This window comes from Bacillus sp. SM2101, from assembly GCF_018588585.1.
Classification (GTDB): domain Bacteria; phylum Bacillota; class Bacilli; order Bacillales; family SM2101; genus Nanhaiella; species Nanhaiella sioensis.
The window spans coordinates 1-519 of record NZ_JAEUFG010000141.1; the positions used below are offsets into that span (position 1 = coordinate 1).

A 519-nucleotide genomic window follows, 5' to 3' on the forward strand; every position below is an offset into this window, starting at 1 on the left:
GACTCTTTTAATTTACTTTGGACTTTCGTCCGACTCGATTTCCGCTTCACCCGAAATTTCCCTTGTTTACTTTTACTACAATAGTGAGTAAATCCTAGGAAATCAAAAGTTTCAGGTTTACTATTCCCCTTTTGTTTCGCATCTTTTTCTGCAAACCGCCCGAAGGGTATTATTTTGGTCTTATCTTCAGCAGCTTCCAAGTTAAATTTCTTTAATCTATATTTTAATGATTGAAAGAATTCCAGAGCTTCGCTCTTATATTGAAAACAGCACACAAAATCATCTGCATACCTTACTATATATGCCCGCCCCTTGCATTGTTTCTTGACCTTTATCTCAAACCATAAATCGAGTACATAATGGAGATATACATTGGCTAATACAGGAGATATTACCCCACCTTGCGGTGTGCCATTATCTGTTTTGTATTTCTTCCCTTCCTCCATATACCCACCTTTGAGAAATCTACTAATTATTCTTAGTAGACTAGGGTCAGCAATTCGCAGCTTTAAGAACTCC

1 protein-coding gene is annotated in these 519 nt (G+C 37.2%); it reads right to left on the minus strand.

Annotation, left to right across the window (positions count from 1 at the left end):
* A partial coding sequence (locus tag JM172_RS24635; protein ID WP_250886883.1) for a reverse transcriptase domain-containing protein occupies positions 1-446 on the minus strand: 446 nt, incomplete at its 3' end.
* Between the last annotated feature and the right edge of the window lie 73 nt (positions 447-519).